We start from the raw sequence: 21705 nt of genomic DNA on the forward strand, positions 1-21705 counted from the left end.
ATGGCAAATAGTAGTTTAAAACGTAATGAAAAAGTAATTGCCCATCACACATTTAATGATGATCGTACAGTGGCATTTAATACTATTAAAAAAAAGTATAAACAAGATTCAATTGCCTGAGTAGTATCAGGACTGATATTGTTTGTTTTTACATTATTTTCTTTGGGAAGAATTACGATTGTTGGTCAGTTTTTTGATGATGTCTTTTTTAACTTTTTATTTGGTTGATTCAAATATCCTGTTTATTTATTACTGATGTTAATTGATATTTGTATTTATGCAGGGATTCGCTTTAAGTTTAAAAAACGATTTTTGGCAATGATTTTAGCAACTGTCATGTTATTTTGTTGACTAATATCTTTAATTTTGACAACGAATTTAGCTTATAATCCAATTGAAAATTATCACTTTGATAAAATTTGACAAAAAAATGCGTTTAGTGCAGTTTTTGATACTTATCTTACTGAATGAAAAAGTCATTCAATTTTCGATAGTGGTTATTATAGTGAAACAATTGACTGATTTATCAATCCTAAAGGATATTTTAATTTGTATTCAGGAGGGGGAATTGCCGGAACCTTGTTAACGGGAGTATTTATGTATATCTCAATTCCAGCATCATATATTTTAATTAGTATATTTTTATTTTTAGATATTTCGTGAATTTTAACTGGAGACCCAATTTACTTATTAAAAAAACCTCAATACCGTAAAGGTAAGGGATTACGTATTTTGTCATTAAAATCATTAAACGATCCAAATAAAAGTGGAGTTCGTTTACGAAATTTGGAAGTAGCAAATATTGAAGACTTTGATTTTCCTAAAGACCAACCAGCAATTATTCATAATGGTTGAAATTCTTTAAATGTTTTTGATAAAAATGCTGATGTTGAAGCATCAATTATTGAATCAGATTTAACAATTCAATTGCCTTCATATCATAAACAAGCCAAAGCTGACTTATTTTTAGAAGAACTTGAAATTGATGATAACTTTGAAAAATATGATGAGGATCCAACAATCGCTAATTTAACTGAATTGGATAGCATTTTTGAAGATGATGATTTAGGTATTCAAGGTTCATATGCTAAGAATGTTATAGATAGTGTTGAAAACAAACCTAAACCAGAAACAAAATATCTAAGTGATGATGATGAAATTTTTGCTAAATTAAAAGAGCGTCGTTTGGCACGTGAAGCAGCAGCACCAATCATTGTTGAATCGCCTTATGAAAATCCACAACCAATTATTGAACCCAAAGCTGAAGCAAAACAATTTGAAGACATCAAACACTCTAATGAATTGGATACGATTATAAACTTAGAATCTACGAAAAAAGAAGTCCAAGAGCCTGTGAATGATTTTTTAAGTGATACAGAGTTTTTTGATACTTTATATACAGAATCAACTGCAGATAATCAAACAGTTTTATTTACAAAAGAACACGTAAGTGACTTACCGAAAGTTCAAATTGAAGATGACAATAATTTTCAACCAGAATTAGCTTCTACATCACTTGAAGAGGTTATTGAGCAAGTAGTCAAAGTTGAAGAACATAAGGTAGCACAAGTGATTGATCTTCCAGAAATTGCAGATGATGTTATTGAAACTGCACCAATTGCTGAACCAATGATTAATCGAAACTACAAGTTACCTTCAATTGATATTCTTCAGGAGATAGAACGTGATTACGCCAAAGAGCGTGCCAATAAAGAAATTGCTGCCTTAAAGACTTTAGCAATTAATGAAACTTTTAACCAATTTGGAGTTAAAGCAAGAGTTATAAATACAATTATTGGACCATCAGTTACTAAGTTTGAAGTTCAACCAGAACATGGAACTAAAGTTAATAGTATTACAGCATTGGAAAACGATTTAAAACTTGCTTTAGCAAGTCAAAATATTCGTCTAGAAGCTCCAATTCAAGGGAAAAATTTGGTTGGGATTGAAATTGCCAACCAAATATCAGAAATGGTTTCAATGCGCGAAATTATTGAAGCAATTCCTAAAGAAAAAGCTGATTCAAAATTATTGTTTGTTTTGGGAAAAAATGTTTTAGGAGAGCCATTGACTGCTGAATTAAACAAAATGCCGCACTTACTTGTGGCTGGGTCAACAGGTTCAGGAAAATCAGTTATGATTAATACTTTGATTTGTTCTATTTTGTTAAGAGCAAAACCAAATGAAGTGAAGTTTTTGATGATTGATCCTAAAAAAGTTGAATTGTCAGTTTATACAAAAATTCCGCACATGTTAGCACCAGTTATTTCTGATATGAAACAGGCAGCAAATGCTTTAAAGATGATCGTTTTAGAAATGGAACGTCGTTATGAGTTGTTCATGGAAGAAGGAGTAAGAAATATTGAAAGTTACAACAAGCGAATTACTGGGCGTAAAAAGCTACCGTTTTTAGTTGTAATAATTGATGAATTAGCAGATTTAATGATGACTGGAAGTCGTAAAGAAGTTGAAGAATCAATCATGCGAATTACGCAAATGGCACGAGCAGCAGGAATTCATTTAATTGTTGCAACCCAACGTCCGTCAGTTGATGTTATTACTGGAACTATTAAAACAAACATTCCAACAAGAATTGCGTTTGCAGTAACTACTGGAACAGATTCTCGCACAATTTTAGATTCAATTGGTGCAGAAAAATTGTTAGGACGAGGAGATATGTTGTTTATGCCCCCAGGTTCTTCAGAACTAATTCGTGCTCAAGGAGCATATATGTCAGATGAAGAAATTGATGATATTGTGGCACATGCAATTAGAGAACAAACAGTCAGCTATGAAAATTTATTTGAAAAGCAAAATTTAGTAGCAAGTAATATTGCAGGAAGCAATGGCGAAACTGATGATATGTTTGAAGAAGTTAAAGCATTCGTAATTGAACAACGAAAAGCGTCGACATCTTTAATTCAAAGAAAATTTAATTTAGGATATAATCGTGCAGCAAATATTATTGATGATTTGGAAGCAAAAGGAATTATTGGGCCACAAAATGGTTCAAAACCTCGCGAGGTATTAGTTAAAAAATAAAAAGATGTTTATCATCTTTTTTGTTTTTTGAGAAGAATAAAATTTTTGAAAGGAGATATATGAATTTAGAAGCAAAAATTAAAAATCTCCCAGATAAGCCAGGTTGCTATATATATTACAATCAAGATAATCAAGTCATTTATGTGGGAAAGGCAAAACGTTTAAAGCGAAGAGTTGCCTCATACTTCAATCGCGCCCATAATATTAAGACAACACGTTTGGTTCGAGAAATCACCAATTTAGATTACTTTGTAGTTAATAATGAAAAAGAGGCATTAGTTTTAGAAGAAAACTTAATTAAAAAATATCGTCCAAGATTTAATGTTTTACTAAACGATGATAAAAGTTATCCGTATATTATTATTACTAATGAAACTGATCCACAGTACAAATATATTCGAAAATATGATAAAAAAGCGCTAAGAAGTTATGGTCCCTTACCGCAAGGCTCAAATGCTCGAGAAATTTTAATGACTCTGGAACGTTTGTTTCCTTTGCGCCGTTGTAAAGGAAATTTGAATAAACCATGCTTGTATTATCATATTAATCAATGTTCAGGAGCATGTTTTAAAGTTGTTGATCCAAGTTACTATCAAGAACAAATAAAAAAACTAGATAAGTTTTTTAAAGGTGATGTTAGAGAAGTTGAAAGCAATTTGAAACAAAAAATGTCGGCAGCTGCAGAAAATTTACAGTTTGAAGAAGCTCAAAGAATCAAAGATCAACTAAATAGTTTAAACTTTATTACAACTAAACAAACAGTTGAATTAACTGATGATAAAAACCGGGATGTAATTACCTATTTAATTGATGAAGACAAAATTGTTTTTGTGACTTTATTCTATCGTCTTGGAAAATTACTTTTTAAAGACGAACATATTCAAGATTATTATGAACAAGATACTCAAGAGCTATTATCAAATTATGTTAACCAAATTTATGATCGAAATATGTTACCTAATCAAATTATTATTCCGCAAGAAATGGATTTTGATAATTTAAGAGAAAGTATTAAAAATATTAGTACACATCCATTAGGTACAATTGAAAAAACCTTATTAAGATTGGCTGAAGATAATGCAAAAGAGACAATGACAAAAACTAAACTTAACTCGCAATCATTTACAAATAATGAAGTAGTAATTCTTGAAGAATTGCAATCAATTTTAAATCTTGAAAAGTATCCTTATCATATTGAAATGTTTGATATTTCAAATATTGGCAATGAATTCGTGACTGGGAGTTGTGTCGTTTATAAAGATGGTAAACCATCGCGTAATGATTTTCGAAAATATAATATTCAAATTGAACAGGCATCAGATTACGAGCGTTTAAAAAATATGCTTTATCGTCGTTATCAAAAAGCTTTAGTTGAAAAACGAGAGTTTCCCGACTTAATTATTATGGATGGAGGAATAATTCAAGTTCACGCTGCCAAAGAACAACTTCAATTACTAAATATAAATATTCCAGTAATTGGGTTAGTTAAAGATGACTATCATAAAACTGAGTATCTTCTAGATACCAAAGAAAACAAAGTAGTGATAAAAACAAATCCAAAGTTGTACAACTTTTTATCTTCAATTCAGCTGCGTGTGGATGAATATGCTAAATCAGGATTTAGAAAGAAACAAAATACATCATTTTTAAAAAGTGAATTTGAAGCAATTCCTGGAATGGGAAAAAAACGTCTTCAAGAATTATTTAAGAACTTTAATACTGTTTCAGAAATGAAATTAGCATCACCAGAAGAATTGAATAAAGTTTTACGAAATAAGAAATTAACAGACCAACTGGTTGATTATCTACAAAATAGAGAATTATAGTATAGATTATAGAACCGAGTTATTATATAATTGATATGTTAAAAATATCATGTGAGGGAGATTAAAATGGCAAAAGAAATTATCTTAACTAAAGAAGGATTACAAGAAAAGCGCAATGAGTTAAAACACTTAATTGAAGTTGTAAGACCTGAGGTTATTGAAGAACTAGTAGAAGCACGTAATCAAGGTGACTTATCAGAAAATGCTGATTATGACGCAGCACGTAATAGACAAGCTGAAGTTGAAGCTAAAATTAAAGAAATTGAAGCAATGATCAGTCAAGCAAAAGTTATTGATGCAAATAATGGAGCTAAAGGTGAAGTTAAAATTGGTTCAACTGTAACTTATGTTTCAACAATTGCAAATGAAGAAAAAACAATTACAATCGTGGGTGCTATCGAAGCTGACCCTTTTGAAAATTTAATTTCAAACGAATCTCCAATTGCTAAAGCAATGTTAGGTCAAAAAGAAGGAACAACTGTAGAAATTAGAGAAGTTTCTAAACCATACAAAATTACAATTAAAAAAGTAAAATAATTATTACCCATCTTTGAATGGGTTTTTATTTATCAAATCAAAAGGAGCATTATGAAAATACAACAAACCTTTAAAAATAATTGACCAACTATTTATCTTGTAGGGACTCCAATTGGAAATTTAGATGATATGAGTACTAGAGCAATTGAAGTTTTAACTCAGGTGGAAATAATTGCTTGTGAAGATACTCGCAACACTCAAGTCTTATTAAATAAATTTAAAATTAAAAACAAGTTAATGTCATTGCATATGCATAATGAAATTGATCGAGTTAATGAGATAAGCCAAATTCTTAGTCTAGGTAAGTCAATCGCGATTGTTTCTGATGCGGGTGCACCAATAATCTCTGATCCCGGAGCAGCATTCATTAATAAAATGAATCAGACTGAAATTGAGTTTAATGTCACTGCTGTCAACGTTGGTCCAGCATATATTCATGCAATTGTTGCTGCTGGATTTACTAATAAACAAAATTACTTCCATGGCTTTATTGAACATAAAACTGAGCAAGCCAAAAAAGAAGAGTTGGTATCAATTATTAATAAGTATAATGATCAAGCTATTATTAGTTTTTATGAATCAGTACATCGAATTAAAGCGACAATTAAAATGCTAGCAGATATTTTAAATCCTACTCAAAAAGTTTTAATTGCCCGAGAGTTAACTAAACTCAATGAGGAGTTTATTAGTGGAACACCTTTGGAACTTGCTGATTTTGTTTATTCGGAGAGTTTTATTGAAAAGGGAGAATTTGTTATTGTAATTGACCAATTTGCTAATCACAAAAGTGACTTAACTGACCAAGAATTAGCAGACGAAGTTGCTAAATATTTAGAAAAAGGATTTAAACTAAAACAAGCAAGTGAAGCAGTAGCAAACTTATATAATAAGAAAAAAAATGAAGTTTATAAATTATATTTAGATTTTTACAAATAATTCCTAATCCTTTAGGGGTGGAATAATGAAAAAAATGTCTGAAATTGAAATGAAAGAAGTTGAAGGTGGTGCAGTCAGCGGAGCTTTCCTGGCAGGATTAGGAAAACTTATTAGTGCATCAACTTTAGTTGTAAGTGAAATTGTAGGAACCTTACTGGGAATTAGTGTTATCAATAATCATCCAAATAAAGGTAGTTTCAAAGTCGGTTCAGTTAGTGGTTCTTGAGATGACACTGCAAGACTCAAAAATTTAGATACTGTTCATTTAACTGATAATTATCAAACTGAAAGTCATCAAGAAAGTTTAGAACAAAGCCCTACGGAGTTCGAGACTTCTGAACTTTGTGACTTTATTTAGCTTAAAATTGAAAACTCAAAACTTTTGATGTTTTATATTGAAATAGACCAGTAAAATATAGTATTATATATATGTTGAAAAATAAAGTTTCAACCGCTCTTAAAAGCATGTTTTCAAGAAGAGTTTACTCTCACATGCAAAGGCGAGTCTAGACTGGAGGAAATATATATGTTCGCAATCATTAAAACTGGTGGTAAACAAATTAAAGTGGAATCAGGACAAGAAATCTACATCGAATTAATTGGTGGAGAAGCTAATGATAAAGTTGTCTTTGATGAAGTATTAATGGTAGATGGTAAATTTGGAACTCCTTTTGTTAAAGGAGCTACAGTTACTGGTACAATTGTAAAACATGGTAAAGGTAAAAAAATCCGTGTAGTAAGATATCACCCAAAGAAAAATGTTAATAAAGTGTATGGTCATAGACAACCTTTTACAAAAGTTGTTATTGATAACATTTCTGTAGGAACTGCAAAATCAGAAGCAGCCAAATAACATTTATGGTTAAAATTAATTTAAAAGTCATAAACAATAAAATTGAAAAAATTCAAATCTCAGGTCATGCAAATGCTGGTAATTATGGTAACGATTTAGTTTGTGCTGCCATTACAGGAATTGTTAGCGGGGCTATGAATGCTTTCGATATAAATCACAAAACAGATGTTGAAATGCAAGTTTTGGAGAACAAAATAATTATTGAAGTTGTTAACTTGAATAATGATGAACTTCAAACAATGTTAAAAATGTTACAAATACAGTTAGATACAATTGCTGTTCAATATCCAAAAAATGTAGAATTGAAGGAGGTACGTTAATTATGCGTTTCTTATTAGGATTACAGTTCTTCGCCTCTAAAAAGGGAGTAGGATCAACTAAAAACGGTAGAGATTCAGAATCAAAACGTTTAGGAGCTAAAAAAGCTGACGGTCAATTCGCTAATGCTGGATCAATTATCTTTAGACAAAGAGGTACAAAAATTCACCCAGGACAAAATGTTGGACGTGGTGGAGATGATACACTATTTGCGTTAGTTTCAGGTATCGTTAAATACGAAAAATTTGGAAAAAACCGTACAAGAGCAATCGTTATTGCACAAGAAGCTAAATAGTTTTTAAAAAAACTGACAGTAGTCAGTTTTTTTTATTTCAAAGTCTTTAAAAAGTTTATAACCCCATCAGCATCACAACTATCAGTTACTGCATAAGCAAGCCGTTGTAGTTCAGGGATCGCATTACCAACGGCAATTGCATATTTATGATTTTCAAACACAGGTAGATCATTTTTTTGATCTCCAAAAAATAAAACATTATCTAGGGTGATGTTGGTATTATTTTCTTGATTAATTAGATCTATCAATTTCAAAATTCCGGTAAATTTATTATGTCCTGGAACAACTAAATCAGCACCTGTAGCAATTCACGACATTGCTTGAAAATTAGTTTTGCCAACTTCAGCATTTAGTTGCTCTATAATTTGATTAAATGCTTGAGTGTCTTGGTTATTTGCTCTAAAAACAATTTTAGGTGATGTTAAAGTTATTAAAACATCATCTGTTAACAAACAGTAATTATTAATATCACTTGAATCTTTGCGATGTTGATTTGAAATATCGGCATCGCTTTGATGAGAATAATAGATTGTTGTCAAACTAGAATCTGTAACATTAAAATGAACCTTGGCACCTTTTAAGACAGCAATTATTTTCTTAACGATAGTGTTATTAAAAACCCCTTCAACAATTACTTGTTGTGACATAAAATTGTAAATAATTGTCCCGCTGTTTCCTAAAAAATATTTTGTATAGTGGTTAGCAACCGGACTAATTGAATCAACAACTCATTGCACCATAAACGGTAAGTTTCCCGTATTTAAAACAAAATAAATTTTTTGTTTTGCTAAATCAGCAAGATACTTTTGAGTTTCGTGACTAAGCGATTTAGCTCCAAAGGGTAAGATTGTTCCATCTAAATCACTGACAATTAACTTTACTTTATTATTACTTATTTTCATATAAACCTTCTTTTAGATTAATTATAAAATATAAAACCTTCTTATAGACCCATTTTAAGAAATATTTGAACTAAAATATATGTTATATTACAACTAAAAGGAAAAGGGTATAACTATGGAAAACTTCATCATTATTATTGGAATTTTTTTAACAGCATTTATTGCCTTGGCGATTGGAACAATTGTTTTAATCAAAAAAAATAAAATTCGGTTTGCTGAAAGACAGGAACCAACTATTGAAATTAATTACTTTGAAAATAATAAAAAAATTTGATTGTTTAACACAAAAACTACTGTGATGATTGATACTTACAAGTTTAGTGAAGTTTTTGACCAGTTTCCTTTTTTAAGTGACTTCCAAGAAAGTAAAGCAATGATGCTTAAAAAAAGAGGAGCATCATCAACTAAAATTGATAAAGTTGTTGAAGACTTGTTAACTCATCAATCCGTAATTTTGAGACACTTTCAAAAAAGTTCGACTAAACTTTTAAAAGGATTTGATAAAACTAAATTAAAATATAATTATCAAAATGCTAACTATTTATTAAAATTTTATAATGTATTTTTGAATACTTATAAAGAACAAATTATTAAGAATTTTGTTAATAAGATTATGGTAGTTGAACTAAATGAAATATTCCAAAACATTACTATTAACTACAACAAACAGGAAATTATTAAAAAGAATTTAGATCGTATTGAATTGGCTTTAGAAGAAGCAGTGGGAGTTATTCTTAAAAAACTTTATGAAGATCTTTCAATTAACGAAGAAGAGTTTATCTATTTAAAAGAATCAGATCAATCTACAAATGATAATCCAAATATGAATACTTATGGGAAAAACTTTGATCAGTTTGAATTAGCTTATCAAGTATTAGGAGTTGATAGTAGTATTGATGATGCTAGTCTTAAAAAAGCTTATCGTAAATTGGCAATGGAATATCATCCTGACAAAAACCCTGACTTAAAAGCAAACGAATATATGAGTAAAATTAATCAGGCTTATGACTTAATTTTAAAAGTTAGAAACTTAAAATAATTTTTTTAAGTTAGTTTAATAATAAATTAATCAAGGTATATAATATATTTAACAAAATCAAAAGGAGAAAATTATGATAATTGATAATAAAAAGTTACTAGAAAATTACTTTCCAGAAGCATACGAACAAACAAAAAAGTTACTACAAATTCCTTCATTTAAAACTGAGGCTTTACCAAATGCACCATTTGGTAAAGGTACAAAAGATGTTTTAGATTACACAATTAAGTTGGCTAGAGAGTTAGGTTTTGAAGCTCATCAAGATGAGCAAAATCGTTACGGGTTTTTAGATTATGGAGATGGAGAACAACTATTTGTAATTTTGTGCCATTTAGATGTTGTTCCTCCGGGAAATATGAGTGAATGAGTAACAGACCCTTTTACACCAATTGAACAAGATGGTAAATTGATAGGGCGTGGATCATTTGATGATAAAGGTCCAACAATGATGAACCTTTATGCTTTAAAATACTTAAAAGATCATGGATTTAAGTCTGAGAAGTACAAAATTAGAATGATTTTTGGATTAACTGAAGAAACAACATGAGAAAGTATTCGTGCCTATATCGAAGATTATGGAATTGCTGATGCAGGTTATGTTCCTGATGGAGAATTTCCAGTAGTTTATGCCGAAAAGTGAATTGTTGATGCCGATATTGTTTCATCATTACCAGCTGATTTTGAAATTAAAGGGGGTTCTGCTTATAATGTTATTTGTGATTTAGTAACTTATAAAGGACCAAAGATTTCTGAAATTCAAAAATATTTAAATGCCCAAGATATTCGTACGTCATTAAATGAAAATCAAGAGTTAGTTGTTCAAGGAGCTGCTGGTCATGGAAGTCTGCCATGAGTTGGAGTTAACGCAGCTACTTGACTGGCAAAAGCAATGTTTGAAGTTGGCATTGATCATCCAACTATTAAGTTCCTAGCAAAAGAAGTTCATATGAATTATCATGCATCAGGCATTTTTAAAGGAATTGCAGATGAAACAGGAGACTTGACTCAAAATCTAGGAATTATTGAAATTAAAGATGGAATTCAACGTTTAGCATTTAATTATCGTGTTCCAGTATTTACTGAACCAAAAGAAAAATTTATTCCTCAGTTAACTAAGTTTTTAACTGACAATTATAATTTAAATCTTGATGTTATTGGAATTGAAGACAGTGTTTATGTTCCAAAAGATTCTGATTTAATTAAAAAGTTAATGAAAGTTTATCAAGAAGTAACTGGAGACATGGTGTCACAACCTCTAGCAATTGGTGGAGGAACATACGCTAAATCAATGCCAAATATTGTTGCTTTCGGGGCCGAATTTGATATTGAAAAATCAACAATGCATGCCTATAACGAATATGTAAAAATTGATGATTTGAAAAAAATGTTAGAAATTTATACTAAAGCAATTACTTTATTAACTGAATAATTTTGAGAAAAGCGAATTATCGCTTTTTTATTTGAATAAACAAGATTTTAATTAGCTTTATATTTTGTTGACTATCTTAGTTTGAGTTTTGTATTTTAAGACTTTTTTTGTTAAACTTATAAAGTTGATATATGTTTATAAAATGTAGTCAATCACAAATAAGAATTCATTAGCCTAGTGCCTTAAATTATTAATCAAAAAGGTGGCTAATGTTCGAATTATTTGGAAGTATAACAAATAAAAGAAAAGGAGACCATCAATATGGCAAAAGAACTAACAAGAGAAGAGTTATGAGAAGCGGGAGTTCAATACGGACACCAAACTAAACGTTGAAACCCAAAAATGGCACCATACATTTATGGAACAAAAAATAAAAATCACATTATTGATTTACAAAAAACAATGCTTCAATTAGAAGAAGCAAGAAATCTAATTACTGCAATTGGACAAAAAGGGGACAAAATTTTATTTGTTGGAACTAAACGTTCAGCAAAAAATGCTGTTAAAGAAGCAGCTTTAAGATCAGGGAACTTTTTTGTTAACCAAAGATGATTAGGGGGAACTCTAACAAACTTGAAAACAATTTTAGTAAGAATTAAAGCTTTATGAAAAATTGAAGAAGAAGAAAAAAATGGTAAATTAGCTTTAAGAACTAAAAAAGAACAAATTTTAATTTTAAAAGAAAAAGTTAAATTAGAAAAAACTTTAGGTGGAATTAAACAAATGAATAAGTTACCTGCAGCATTAGTTGTAGTTGACCCAAAAACTGATGAAATTGCTGTTAAAGAAGCAAGAAAATTAGGAATTCCAGTTATCGCTTTATGTGATACAAACGTTGATCCTGATATGGTTGACTTAGTAATTCCAGCAAACGATGATTTACAAGAATCTGTAAACATTTTAATTAATCATTTAGTTGATGTTTATGCAGATGCAGCAGGAATTAAAATGGCACCTTCAGTATTAAAAACTGTTGCACCAAAAAAAGAATATAATACTGAAAACAGAAATACATCATGAGCTTCAAAAAATACAGCTCCAAAACCAAACCCAGCAACAACAGAAGCAAAATAATTATTAAGAAATAATAAGAGGAGGAAAGATATATGGCAGTAGATGCAAAATTAATTAAAGAATTACGTGAAATCACTCAAGCAGGAATGATGGATTGTAAAAAAGCTTTAGAAGCTTCAAATAATAGCGTTGAAGATGCAATTGTTTGATTAAGAGAAAATGGTTTAGCTAAAGCAGCTAAAAAATCAGATCGTATTGCAGCTGAAGGAGTAACTTTAGCAAAACAAAATGATACAGCGGCAGTTATTATTGAAGTTAACTCAGAAACTGATTTTGTTGCCCAAAACGCAGCATTCTTAGCAATCATTGACGAAGTAGCAACTTCATTATTATCATCAAAAGCAACAACTTTAGAAGAAGCGTTGGAAGTTAAAACTTCAACTGGAGAATCAATCAAAGAAGTTTTAGTAAACGCAACAGCAACAATTGGGGAAAAAATTGAATTAAGAAGATTTGTGTTAATTCAAAAAACTCCTGATACAACAATTTCTTTATATAACCATGCAAATAAACGAGTATCTGTATTATTAGAATTTGCTGGGAATATTGATGCAACTGATGCATACAACGTTTCAATGCACGTTGCAGCGATGGCACCAAAATACAAAACTATGAGCGAAATTCCCGCAGATTTCAAAGAATCTGAAATGCATATCATTCAAGAAAATGCAAAAGAAGATCCTAAATTACAAGGTAAACCAGCAAATATTATTGAAAATATCTTAAATGGAAAATTATCAAAACGTTTGGCTGAAATTTCATTAGAAGATCAGGCTTTCGTGGTTGATGAAAGTTATAAAGTTGGACAATTTATTAACTCTAAAAAAGTTTCATTAAAAGAAATGGTTAGATTTGAAGTTGGAGAAGGAATCGAAAAAGTTGTTACTGATTTCGCAAGTGAAGTAGCAGCTCAAGTAGCAGGTAACTAATATGATTCAATTCTTATCTAATACATGAGTTAATGGAAGTAACCAACTAGGAAAAGATGGAGAGGCAAATATCCAAATTTTAATTTTAGGAGTAATTATTATAGTTGTCTCATTAATTTTGAGTTTGACATTTGCAAAATATTTGTATGATTTCAAAAAGAATGAATCAAAACATAAAATTTATGGAGTTAATTTTATTATTATGTTTGCGATATCAAATGTTATAGCAATTTTTTCAGGAATTTTAGCGATAATCTTATTTTCAAGTGCTAAAACAATTTTTGGCAGTGGATCAAATATTGATAATGGAGCTAATGTAGCTTTTGCAGTGATTGTAGCAATTATAGCAATTGGTTTTGCAGTGATTGTGGGATCATCAGTATTATTATGATTTGGAATTTATAAATTTGGTATCGCTTTAGACGATGAAAAAATCTTGTTTATTGGAGAAAAAATAGCATATTCAAAAATTACAAAAATTATTGATGATAAAGGTAAAATTTATATCAATTATTTACAAGGAATAAGAACAAATAAACGTTTCAAACTTTCAAAAAGTTCAGTTATGGGGCAATGATTCATTCAAAATGTTTCAGCTACAGGTCATTCAATAGAAATTATGAATGCTGACGAATACTTTAAAAATATGAATGTATTGGCAAAAAAAGAATTAGAAGACAAACAAAATCAAAAATCAAAAGATAAAAAATAGTACTTCCTTGAAGTATTATTTTTTTATTTTTGTGGTATATGTTGGAGTTTTACTTATTAAATTAGTATAATAAATTAGATAGTGTTTAGAAATTAGAGGTATGTAATGAATTTAAAATATAAAACGGCGCTTTTAAAACTTAGTGGTGAAGCTTTAAAAGGGGACAACGAAATTTATGATAAAGATTCTTTAGAAACAGTTGCTAAACAAATTGTAAAATTAGCACAAGAAGGTGTTAGATTAGGAATTGTTATTGGTGGAGGAAACATTTGACGAGGGAACTTAGGTTCAAATATCAATATGCCTCAAATTAATGCTGATTATATGGGAATGTTAGCGACAGTTATGAATGGTTTAGCTTTAGAGTCAACGATTAAACAATTAGGATATGATAAGGTATCAGTTTACTCATCATTACCAATTAAGACAGTTACAGAAGATTATAATTTCAAAACTGCTCGAACAAAAATGAGTGAAGGATATATTGCAATTTTTGTTGGTGGAACAGGATTTGCTTATTTCACAACTGATACAAACGCAACAATTAGAGCAATTGAAATTGACGCTGATGTAGTGTTAATGGCTAAGAATGGTGTAGCTGGAGTTTATGATAAAGATCCTAAAACAAATCCTGATGCAAAATTATATACTCATTTAACTCACGAGGAGTTAGCACAAAAACAATTACGAGTAATGGATTTGACAGCAGCGACATTAGCTCGTGACGCAAATCTGAAAATTGAAGTATTTGATATGCAAGGCGAAGATAATATTATCAAAGTTATGCATGGAGAATTAGTTTCAACAATTATTGAATAAGATATTAATAAGAAAAAAGGGGTAACAACAAATGGACGAAATACTATTAATTGCTGAAGACAGTATGCAAAATACAGTTTTGGCTTGAAAAGATTATATGACTAAAATTAGAACTGGAAGAGCTAGCGTTGCAATGTTAGATAAAGTAATGGTTAACTTTTATGGAACACCAACACCGATTATTCAAACATCACAAATTTCAGTTCCCGAACCACAACAATTATTAATTAAACCATATGATAGATCACAAATTTCAGAAGTTTTAAATGGAATTAATAAAGCAGATTTAGGAGTTAATCCAATTGCTGATGCTGAAGTAATTCGTATTAATATTCCAGCATTAACAGAAGATATTCGTAAAGACTTAGTTAAAAAAATGACAAAGGAATTGGAAACTTTTAAAGTAAGAATTCGAAATGCTCGTCGCGATGGTATTGATGCTGCTAAAAAAAATAAAGATATCTCTGAAGACCTTGTTAAAGGATTAGAAAAAGATATTCAAGTATTAACAGATAAATATATCAAACAACTTGATGACCTTGCAAAGGCAAAAGAAAAAGAATTAATGACAATATAGAAAATGAATGGAGTTTAAAAAAACTTATGAAGTATCAGATTGACGATAAAATTATTTACAATGGTGAAGAACTAACAATTATTAAGTTGGGAGAAATTTACCATGAAGATAATACAAATGAAACAGATCCATTTTTATTAGCAATAAATTCTGAAGGTACAGAGTTTATCGTTTATATTAAAGATCTAGAAAAACAAGACGAAGAATATTTCACTGAAATTACTGATATTTTAAAAGAGTCAGAAAAAGTTTCTGTTAAAGTTGAAAAAGAAATTAAAAAGGCTGAAATAAGATTTGATCCACAACCAAATGCATATATTAATGCAGATGAATATGAAGGACATTTACCTGTTTCACTTGTTCAAAAAAATAAAGCTTATCGAGTAAACCGAACAAGAAGAATTAAACAAACTTTAGCTGTTAGAAATAGTTCAAAAGTTTTGTCAATGCCAGTAAAAGAAACAAAAGAATTTGTCTCTGAAACAGCTCTTCCAAAAATTGGGCAAATTGTTGATGCTAAAGACAATAACTTTGTTTCAGAATTCGATGAAACAACTAGTCTTTGAGTTAGCAAAAAAGTTGATTTACAAGCAGTTGAAGAATCTGAAACAATTGATGTTTTATTAGAAGAACAAAACGCAAAAAATATTGTTGTAAATAGCAAATGTGGAAATACACAAATTTGTTATAAAGCAAAATGACGTAAAGTTCCGTTATGTAAGTATCACTCAGAAAATTTTGAACCAAAAACTGGAGTTGCAACTATTAGAATGAAAAGAGCCAAATCAACTCTATCAATTCAACAAAGTGAGCGAAACTTTTATGATGAAAAAACTAAGACTGTTGTTTTAGAGCCAAGAAACAGTAAAGAAGATGCTCAATTCAAGCTATTGGCTAAATTCATTAAGACTAAGCAAGAATTTGCTCGTATGTGAGTGATGTTAGCATTTTCATTAGTAATGATGCTTGCAGGATTTATTGCCTTAAAAGTTGGAAATTACATGCTAGTAAATGGTGAATTCAATTGAGATTTTATTTTAGGGGTCAATGGAAAGTTATTAATAAACTTGCCACATGGTAGCACTTTAAATGAATGATTTGATTTCATTTTAAATATTTTATTAGTAACAGTTTTTGCAACAATGACTCTTTATATTTTTATTGAAGCAACAACAATTTCATGAGAAACACAAAGACAAGCAGAATTAATTAACAAATTAAATAAAATAGTAAATTATTAGACAATATAATATAAAAACATTGGGAAACCAATGTTTTTATATTAAAATAAAGATAAACATATTTAATATGTCGGGGGTAAAAAATGAAAAATATTATAAATATCTTTAAAGAAGATTTAGAATCAATTGCAAAGGAACTAGGAATTGAAGCTGAACCAATTGTGGAAATCAACAAAACAGGAATTCAAAGCGATTTTGCAACAACTTTAGCATTAATGGCTGCTAAAAAATTGGGCAAAAATCCAAAGGAACTAGCAGAAGTTATTAAGACAAAATTACTGAATATAAATAATTATGAAGAGGTCGAAATTGCTGGACCTGGTTTTATTAATGTCAAAATGAAAAAAGATTTGTTAAGTTCAGTAGTTAAAAAAATTGCTGAAGAAAAAAATAATTATGGTCAACAACCTCGACGCAACAAAATTATGAACATCGAATATGTATCTGCAAACCCAACAGGATTTTTACATGTAGGACATGCACGTAATGCTGTTAATGGTTCAACATTAGAAGAAATTTTTAAAGCAGATGGATATGAAGTACAAACAGAATATTATATTAATGATGCTGGTAATCAAATTAATGTTTTAGCAGTTACAGTTTTTGTACATTATTTAAATTTATTAGGAATTGATGCCGTTAAACCAGAAAACTCTTATGGTGGAGATATGTATGATGAAGTAGCAGGATACTTAATAGATGAATTTGGAGACAAGTTTAGAGACGTTACTTTTTCAGATACTATGATCAATGATGATGAAGTTCATCAAATCTTTAGAAAAAAATCAGTTGAGCATTTCTTAACTCTTATTAAACAACAGTTACAAGATTTTGGTGTGGTTATTGAACACTGATCAAGTGAACAAGCAATGTATGATGAAAAAGAAATTGATAGAATGTTAGCGCTGTATGAAAAATTAGGAGCAACATATGAAAAAGATAATGCTGTATGATTACGTACAACTGATTTTGGGGATGACAAAGACCGTGTATTAGTTAAATCAGATGGAACATATACATATATCGTTCCTGACTTAGCAACACACCATATTCGTATTCAAAGAACAAAAGCTGACAAGTTAATTAACGTTTGAGGAGGAGACCACCATGGATATATTCCACGTATGCGTGCTGGTTTAGCTTTGTTAGGACATGATCCAGAAATCTTAGAAATCGAAATGGTTCAAATGGTGCGTTTAATTAAAGACGGAGTCGAATATAAAATGTCGAAACGTAAGGGAACTGCTGTATGATTAGTTGACATTCAAGAAATGGTTGGAAAAGATGCTTTACGTTACATGTTAGCCTCAAAGGCATCTAGTTCACATATGGATTTAGATTTGGATTTAGTACAACAAAAAAATGCTTCAAATCCAATCTATTACGCACAATATGCAACAGCACGATGCAATTCAATTTTAAGACAAGCAAAAGAAAAACAAATTAGTCCAAGTTTTGAAATTTCTGAATTGTTAGTAACAGCAAAAGAAGCAGAATTAATAGTAACTTTAGATAATTTTGGAGAAGTTATTAGATCAGCTTCTAAAAATCGTGCTCCACAAATGATTTGTGAATACATTCAATCAGTGGCAAAACAATTCCACTCTTATTATTCTGATACAAAAATTATTGATGAAAGTAATCTTCCTTTATCAAAAGCTCGTTTAGGCTTAGTGATTGCTGTTTTACAAGTTTTAACTAACGCCTTTAACTTAATTGGGATTGAAGTATTAGAAAAAATGTAATTATTGAAAGGAAACTTATGCTTAAAAATTGAGACTTATTCATTTTGAATCCAATTCTTATAATTTTAAGTTTTGCGGCAGTTTGGTTTATTTGAAAAAGAGAAAATGAATCAAAAAAATGATTATATTTTTTTATCGAAACAATTTTAGTATGAACTGTAAATAGCTTTTTGGTAAAGTTAGGAATTTTAAGATTCGGCATTACCAATGCTTATTCTAATCCAGTAGCAATAGCATTATCTCTTTTTGGAGTTTCTGCTATTTTTACTATGTTATTCAAACCTTTAGCAACATGACTTACTGGTATAGTAAAACATCGACGTTATTGAATATGAGCTTCAATGCTAAGTAGTTTTATTGCGATAATTTTGTTCTTGATTGCAAATAGCAGCTTAAATGATGTTTCGGGATTATTAATTGTTGGATCAATAATGATTGGAATATCATTGGCATCTCAGTCATTATACTTTTTATATATCAATGAACAAAAGTACTATCGAATTTTTCCAATAAAGGCAACGTTTAGAACAGCTTTTCTAATAATAATTGGAACTTTTTTTGGATCATACATTTTTAATTTGACAAACGTTTCTCAACATTCGGTATTGGGAAACAATGAAACTGTTAATTATTTAGGAGCAGGAATTGTTTGTATAATATTTTTAATTGTAGCGTTTGGCTTAAGTTTTATGAATAAGGAAAAGTCAAGCTTTGTCAAAAGTTTTGATTTTGATGTTAAAGATAAGCTGGAACCATACAATAGTAAAATACTAGTTCTTTTAATGTTAAGTACGCTATTTCTAGGGTTAATTTATGGGTTAATCCAATCACCAATATATGAGTTTTATATAGTTGCTAAAGTTAAGAATAGTGGTGCAAGTGCTGAGGTAGCTTTAAGCTTTGTAAGAAAGTATCAAGACTTTTTTATTGGAGGTCAATTAATTTTAGGATATTTAGGATATTTTAAAATAGTAAAGAAAATTGGTTATCGCCAAAGTGTAATTGGACTAATAGTTATTTTGGCGTTTTTAGCGTTTTTGATGACTTTAATTCATAGTTATTATTTTTTACTGTTTGTCTCATTTGTAGCAGGGTTAATCTTTTTTGAACTGTTTTATATGTGATTTGGTTTAGCAATAATGTGAAACTATCGAACTGAAAGGATTCCAGTAACAGGACTTGTCGGAGCATCAACAATTTTGGGAAGTTTTATTCCTAATATTATTTTAAGTATTTGTAGAATTTCAGGAGTTGGAGTGTTCCAAAACTACAATAGTTTAGAAGCATTAGCAAATATAGAAAATGTTTCTGAAATCTTAGTCACACTAACAAGAGCAGTTATTTTGATGTCGTCAATTATATTTGCCTTAGCTTTGGCGTATTTAGCATTTTTAACCTTCACTATAAACCAAATGTTAGTAGAGTATGTAAATGTTGAAGAAATTCACTCAAAGCTTGTTAGCATTGAAAAAAGAAGTATTGCTAATAAAATCAAAACAAGAATGACAATTAACTAAAAAGGAGCAATATGTTTAAAAAAGAGTTTCAAGCAATGGTTGATAAATTTGGGAATTTATCAACAACTAATATTAATGATAAAGTAGGTAGAGATTTTTTAAAGTTTTTAGTCACTTCTGAAAATATTGAAATTTCCGCAGAATTATTTGAAAAGTTTATTCAAAGTGTGAAAATTGTTGCAGCATGTAACAAACATGAGTTTGTCAGACAATCAGATTTATTTGCAATCTTAGAAGTAGAACAAACTGAAATTAAAAATTTAGATGAAGTTTTTGAAAAATCTTTAAGAGCAACGATGTTTAGAGAACTAAACATTTATTTAGAGGCTAATATTATGTTTAAAGATCAAGCAACAATTGATTTTGAAAATAATGCTATTAGTGAAGAACAAATAGAGCATGCAGAACTTTTGATAAACTGAACTACTGCTAAAATTAAAGAGCTAGAAGACTCAATTGAATTAGTAATTCATGGAGAACAATTGACAAATATTTTGACGGGTATAAAAGCAGCACAGTTTTATGAGCAAGCTGTTCGAGAAATTATAACAATGTTGAAATGACATTTAGTTGGATTTCAAATAATTAAAAATTTTAAGAAAAAATAACTTTTTAAATTTTTTTTTAAGTATATTTATATATTGTAAGGAGAATGAATATATGAATATACTTAAAAGAGCGTTATCTACATTATTAAATGGGTTTTTAGCAGGAATTACTTTTGGAATTTTACCATTAGTTTTATGATTGTTAGAAAAACCATTAGTTGGTCAAATGTTATTAGGAACACCTGATACAAGAGGACAATTAAACAGACTTGTTTATGGATTAATTTGATTTTTACTATGTTTAACATTAGTAGGATTTATCGTTGCTGCTGTTTGATGTGTTTTGGGTAAAGAACCTTTAGCATTACAAATTACTAACATTATTGTTAAATAATTTTTAAAATACTTTAGTACCCTTTAAGGGTACTTTTTATTTTATAATTATATAAAGTTGGTGAAAGGAGAAAACATGGATAAAGAACAATTGAAAATAAATATTGAAAAGTTAAAAAAAGTAGCAACCTATTTAAAACAAACTGATAAAATTGACGACAAAATTACTGAAATTGTTCAAGTGATGATTAAAATCATTGATCAATCGCTTATTTATGATAATTCCTTAGTATTTACTATGAATTCTGAATTGAAAAAAACTAGTCGAGTTTTGGATCTTGATATTAGTCGAGTGAGAGACGAAACTTTAAGTATTAATCAAGTTCATGAAACCCTATTTCTAATTAAAACAATCATTGCCTTATTACTTACCAAATTCAACATTTTCAACTTCTATATTTACTCTGAAGTTAAAGCATCATTGTTCTTTTATATTAATTTAAGCTTAAAAGAGAAACTTTATGACTCTCGGAATACTTTTTTTGGAATTAATGAACCAGAATACCATCTACAAAATCAAATTTTTAAAACAATTTATTCTACTTTTGATAAACTAACATATATAAATCATTATTTAGTTCAGCGTTATGATTTAGAAAAAGTTAATGATGATGTTAATTATCGTTTTATTAACGACTTTGTAAAACTATCAATTCCATTGTTTAAAAATAAAGCAGCGGAGTTACGTTTTATAGATTATATTCGAAAACTCTATAAATCATCAGCTTTTCACTATATTCGAAAGCTTAGAAATAATTTAGAGCATTCATTTACAAATCCTGGTTCTCAATACAATATTGCAATCGAAATTGAGTTAGTTTTTATTTTAGTGGCTAGAACACTTTTTGAAATTATTTCTGATTTTAAAACTGATGATAAAATATATAGCCTAATAAATAAAAAAGTTGCCAAGTAAAGGTTCTTAGGACGATTTTTAAGTTAAAATTATATTATGAAAAAAAGAGGTGAATGT

Annotated in this window: 22 protein-coding genes and 1 other annotated feature; of the genes, 21 read left to right on the forward strand and 1 reads right to left on the reverse strand. The window is 29.3% G+C overall.

Translation table 4 applies throughout. The annotated features are described in order from the left end of the window. From L872_RS0101470 to rpmA, 8 genes are all read left to right on the forward strand, one after another. Positions 1-3042 (forward strand): DNA translocase FtsK, encoded by a 3042-nt coding sequence (locus tag L872_RS0101470; protein WP_051418419.1) that lies wholly within the window; start codon positions 1-3, stop codon positions 3040-3042. A gap of 59 nt (positions 3043-3101) precedes the next feature. Then, complete coding sequence (gene uvrC, locus L872_RS0101475; RefSeq protein ID WP_027063113.1) at positions 3102-4868, forward strand: excinuclease ABC subunit UvrC; 1767 nt, start codon at positions 3102-3104, stop codon at positions 4866-4868. 66 nt (positions 4869-4934) lie between these two features. After that, on the forward strand, positions 4935-5405 hold the full coding sequence (gene greA, locus L872_RS0101480; protein WP_027063114.1) for a transcription elongation factor GreA: 471 nt from the start codon (positions 4935-4937) through the stop codon (positions 5403-5405). Positions 5406-5456: 51 nt separating this feature from the next. Continuing rightward, positions 5457-6341 carry a 16S rRNA (cytidine(1402)-2'-O)-methyltransferase gene (rsmI, locus tag L872_RS0101485; RefSeq protein WP_027063115.1) on the forward strand — a complete coding sequence of 295 codons (885 nt, stop codon included), beginning with the start codon at positions 5457-5459 and terminating at the stop codon, positions 6339-6341. 25 nt (positions 6342-6366) lie between these two features. Then, positions 6367-6699, forward strand: a complete 333-nt coding sequence (locus tag L872_RS0101490; RefSeq protein WP_027063116.1) for a hypothetical protein — start codon at positions 6367-6369, stop codon at positions 6697-6699. 81 nt (positions 6700-6780) lie between these two features. Next, positions 6781-6859, forward strand: a sequence feature (ribosomal protein L21 leader region). 8 nt (positions 6860-6867) lie between these two features. After that, positions 6868-7194, forward strand: coding sequence for a 50S ribosomal protein L21 (rplU, locus tag L872_RS0101495; RefSeq protein ID WP_027063117.1), 327 nt, complete (start codon positions 6868-6870; stop codon positions 7192-7194). A gap of 5 nt (positions 7195-7199) precedes the next feature. Next, complete coding sequence (locus tag L872_RS0101500) at positions 7200-7514, forward strand: ribosomal-processing cysteine protease Prp (RefSeq protein WP_027063118.1); 315 nt, start codon at positions 7200-7202, stop codon at positions 7512-7514. Positions 7515-7516: 2 nt separating this feature from the next. Continuing rightward, positions 7517-7807, forward strand: a complete 291-nt coding sequence (gene rpmA / locus L872_RS0101505) for a 50S ribosomal protein L27 (protein ID WP_026389671.1) — start codon at positions 7517-7519, stop codon at positions 7805-7807. A 32-nt stretch (positions 7808-7839) separates the two neighbouring features. On the opposite strand, the gene L872_RS0101510 is transcribed toward rpmA, so the two are convergent. Next, positions 7840-8709, reverse strand: a complete 870-nt coding sequence (locus L872_RS0101510) for an HAD-IIB family hydrolase (protein WP_027063119.1) — start codon at positions 8707-8709, stop codon at positions 7840-7842. A 115-nt stretch (positions 8710-8824) separates the two neighbouring features. On the opposite strand from L872_RS0101510, the gene L872_RS05150 reads away from it, so the two are divergent. The 13 genes from L872_RS05150 to L872_RS0101575 all read left to right on the forward strand — a co-directional run bounded on the left by L872_RS05150 (position 8825) and on the right by L872_RS0101575 (position 21648). After that, entirely contained in the window at positions 8825-9748 is a 924-nt protein-coding gene (locus L872_RS05150; RefSeq protein ID WP_211227355.1) for a DnaJ domain-containing protein, read from the forward strand. 73 nt (positions 9749-9821) lie between these two features. Then, positions 9822-11177, forward strand: a complete 1356-nt coding sequence (locus L872_RS0101520) for a M20 family metallopeptidase (RefSeq protein WP_027063121.1) — start codon at positions 9822-9824, stop codon at positions 11175-11177. Between the two features lie 261 nt (positions 11178-11438). Next, on the forward strand, positions 11439-12251 hold the full coding sequence (gene rpsB / locus L872_RS04550) for a 30S ribosomal protein S2 (protein WP_036268835.1): 813 nt from the start codon (positions 11439-11441) through the stop codon (positions 12249-12251). 32 nt (positions 12252-12283) lie between these two features. Then, positions 12284-13180, forward strand: coding sequence for a translation elongation factor Ts (gene tsf / locus L872_RS0101530; RefSeq protein ID WP_027063122.1), 897 nt, complete (start codon positions 12284-12286; stop codon positions 13178-13180). A gap of 1 nt (position 13181) precedes the next feature. Next, the gene (locus L872_RS0101535) at positions 13182-13892 is read left to right on the forward strand and encodes a hypothetical protein (protein WP_027063123.1); all 711 of its coding nucleotides are present in this window, start codon (positions 13182-13184) and stop codon (positions 13890-13892) included. A 105-nt stretch (positions 13893-13997) separates the two neighbouring features. Further along, a complete protein-coding gene (gene pyrH, locus L872_RS0101540; protein WP_027063124.1) occupies positions 13998-14711 on the forward strand; it encodes a UMP kinase in 714 nt (237 codons plus the stop codon). Between the two features lie 31 nt (positions 14712-14742). Next, positions 14743-15288, forward strand: coding sequence for a ribosome recycling factor (gene frr / locus L872_RS0101545; RefSeq protein WP_027063125.1), 546 nt, complete (start codon positions 14743-14745; stop codon positions 15286-15288). Positions 15289-15314: 26 nt separating this feature from the next. Next, positions 15315-16529 (forward strand): hypothetical protein, encoded by a 1215-nt coding sequence (locus L872_RS0101550; RefSeq protein ID WP_027063126.1) that lies wholly within the window; start codon positions 15315-15317, stop codon positions 16527-16529. Positions 16530-16612: 83 nt separating this feature from the next. Beyond that, positions 16613-18274: an arginine--tRNA ligase gene (argS, locus tag L872_RS0101555; RefSeq protein ID WP_027063127.1), complete on the forward strand. Its 1662-nt coding sequence runs from the start codon at positions 16613-16615 to the stop codon at positions 18272-18274. Positions 18275-18291: 17 nt separating this feature from the next. Beyond that, entirely contained in the window at positions 18292-19791 is a 1500-nt protein-coding gene (locus tag L872_RS0101560) for an MFS cation transporter (RefSeq protein WP_027063128.1), read from the forward strand. 11 nt (positions 19792-19802) lie between these two features. Then, complete coding sequence (locus L872_RS0101565; RefSeq protein WP_027063129.1) at positions 19803-20399, forward strand: hypothetical protein; 597 nt, start codon at positions 19803-19805, stop codon at positions 20397-20399. A gap of 52 nt (positions 20400-20451) precedes the next feature. After that, positions 20452-20733 (forward strand): hypothetical protein, encoded by a 282-nt coding sequence (locus L872_RS0101570; protein WP_027063130.1) that lies wholly within the window; start codon positions 20452-20454, stop codon positions 20731-20733. A gap of 75 nt (positions 20734-20808) precedes the next feature. Next, positions 20809-21648, forward strand: a complete 840-nt coding sequence (locus L872_RS0101575) for a hypothetical protein (protein WP_027063131.1) — start codon at positions 20809-20811, stop codon at positions 21646-21648. The last annotated feature ends 57 nt before the right edge of the window (positions 21649-21705 follow it).

It is taken from the genome of Mesoplasma seiffertii ATCC 49495, from assembly GCF_000518725.1.
Classification (GTDB): Bacteria; Bacillota_I; Bacilli_A; order Mycoplasmatales; family Mycoplasmataceae; genus Tullyiplasma; species Tullyiplasma seiffertii.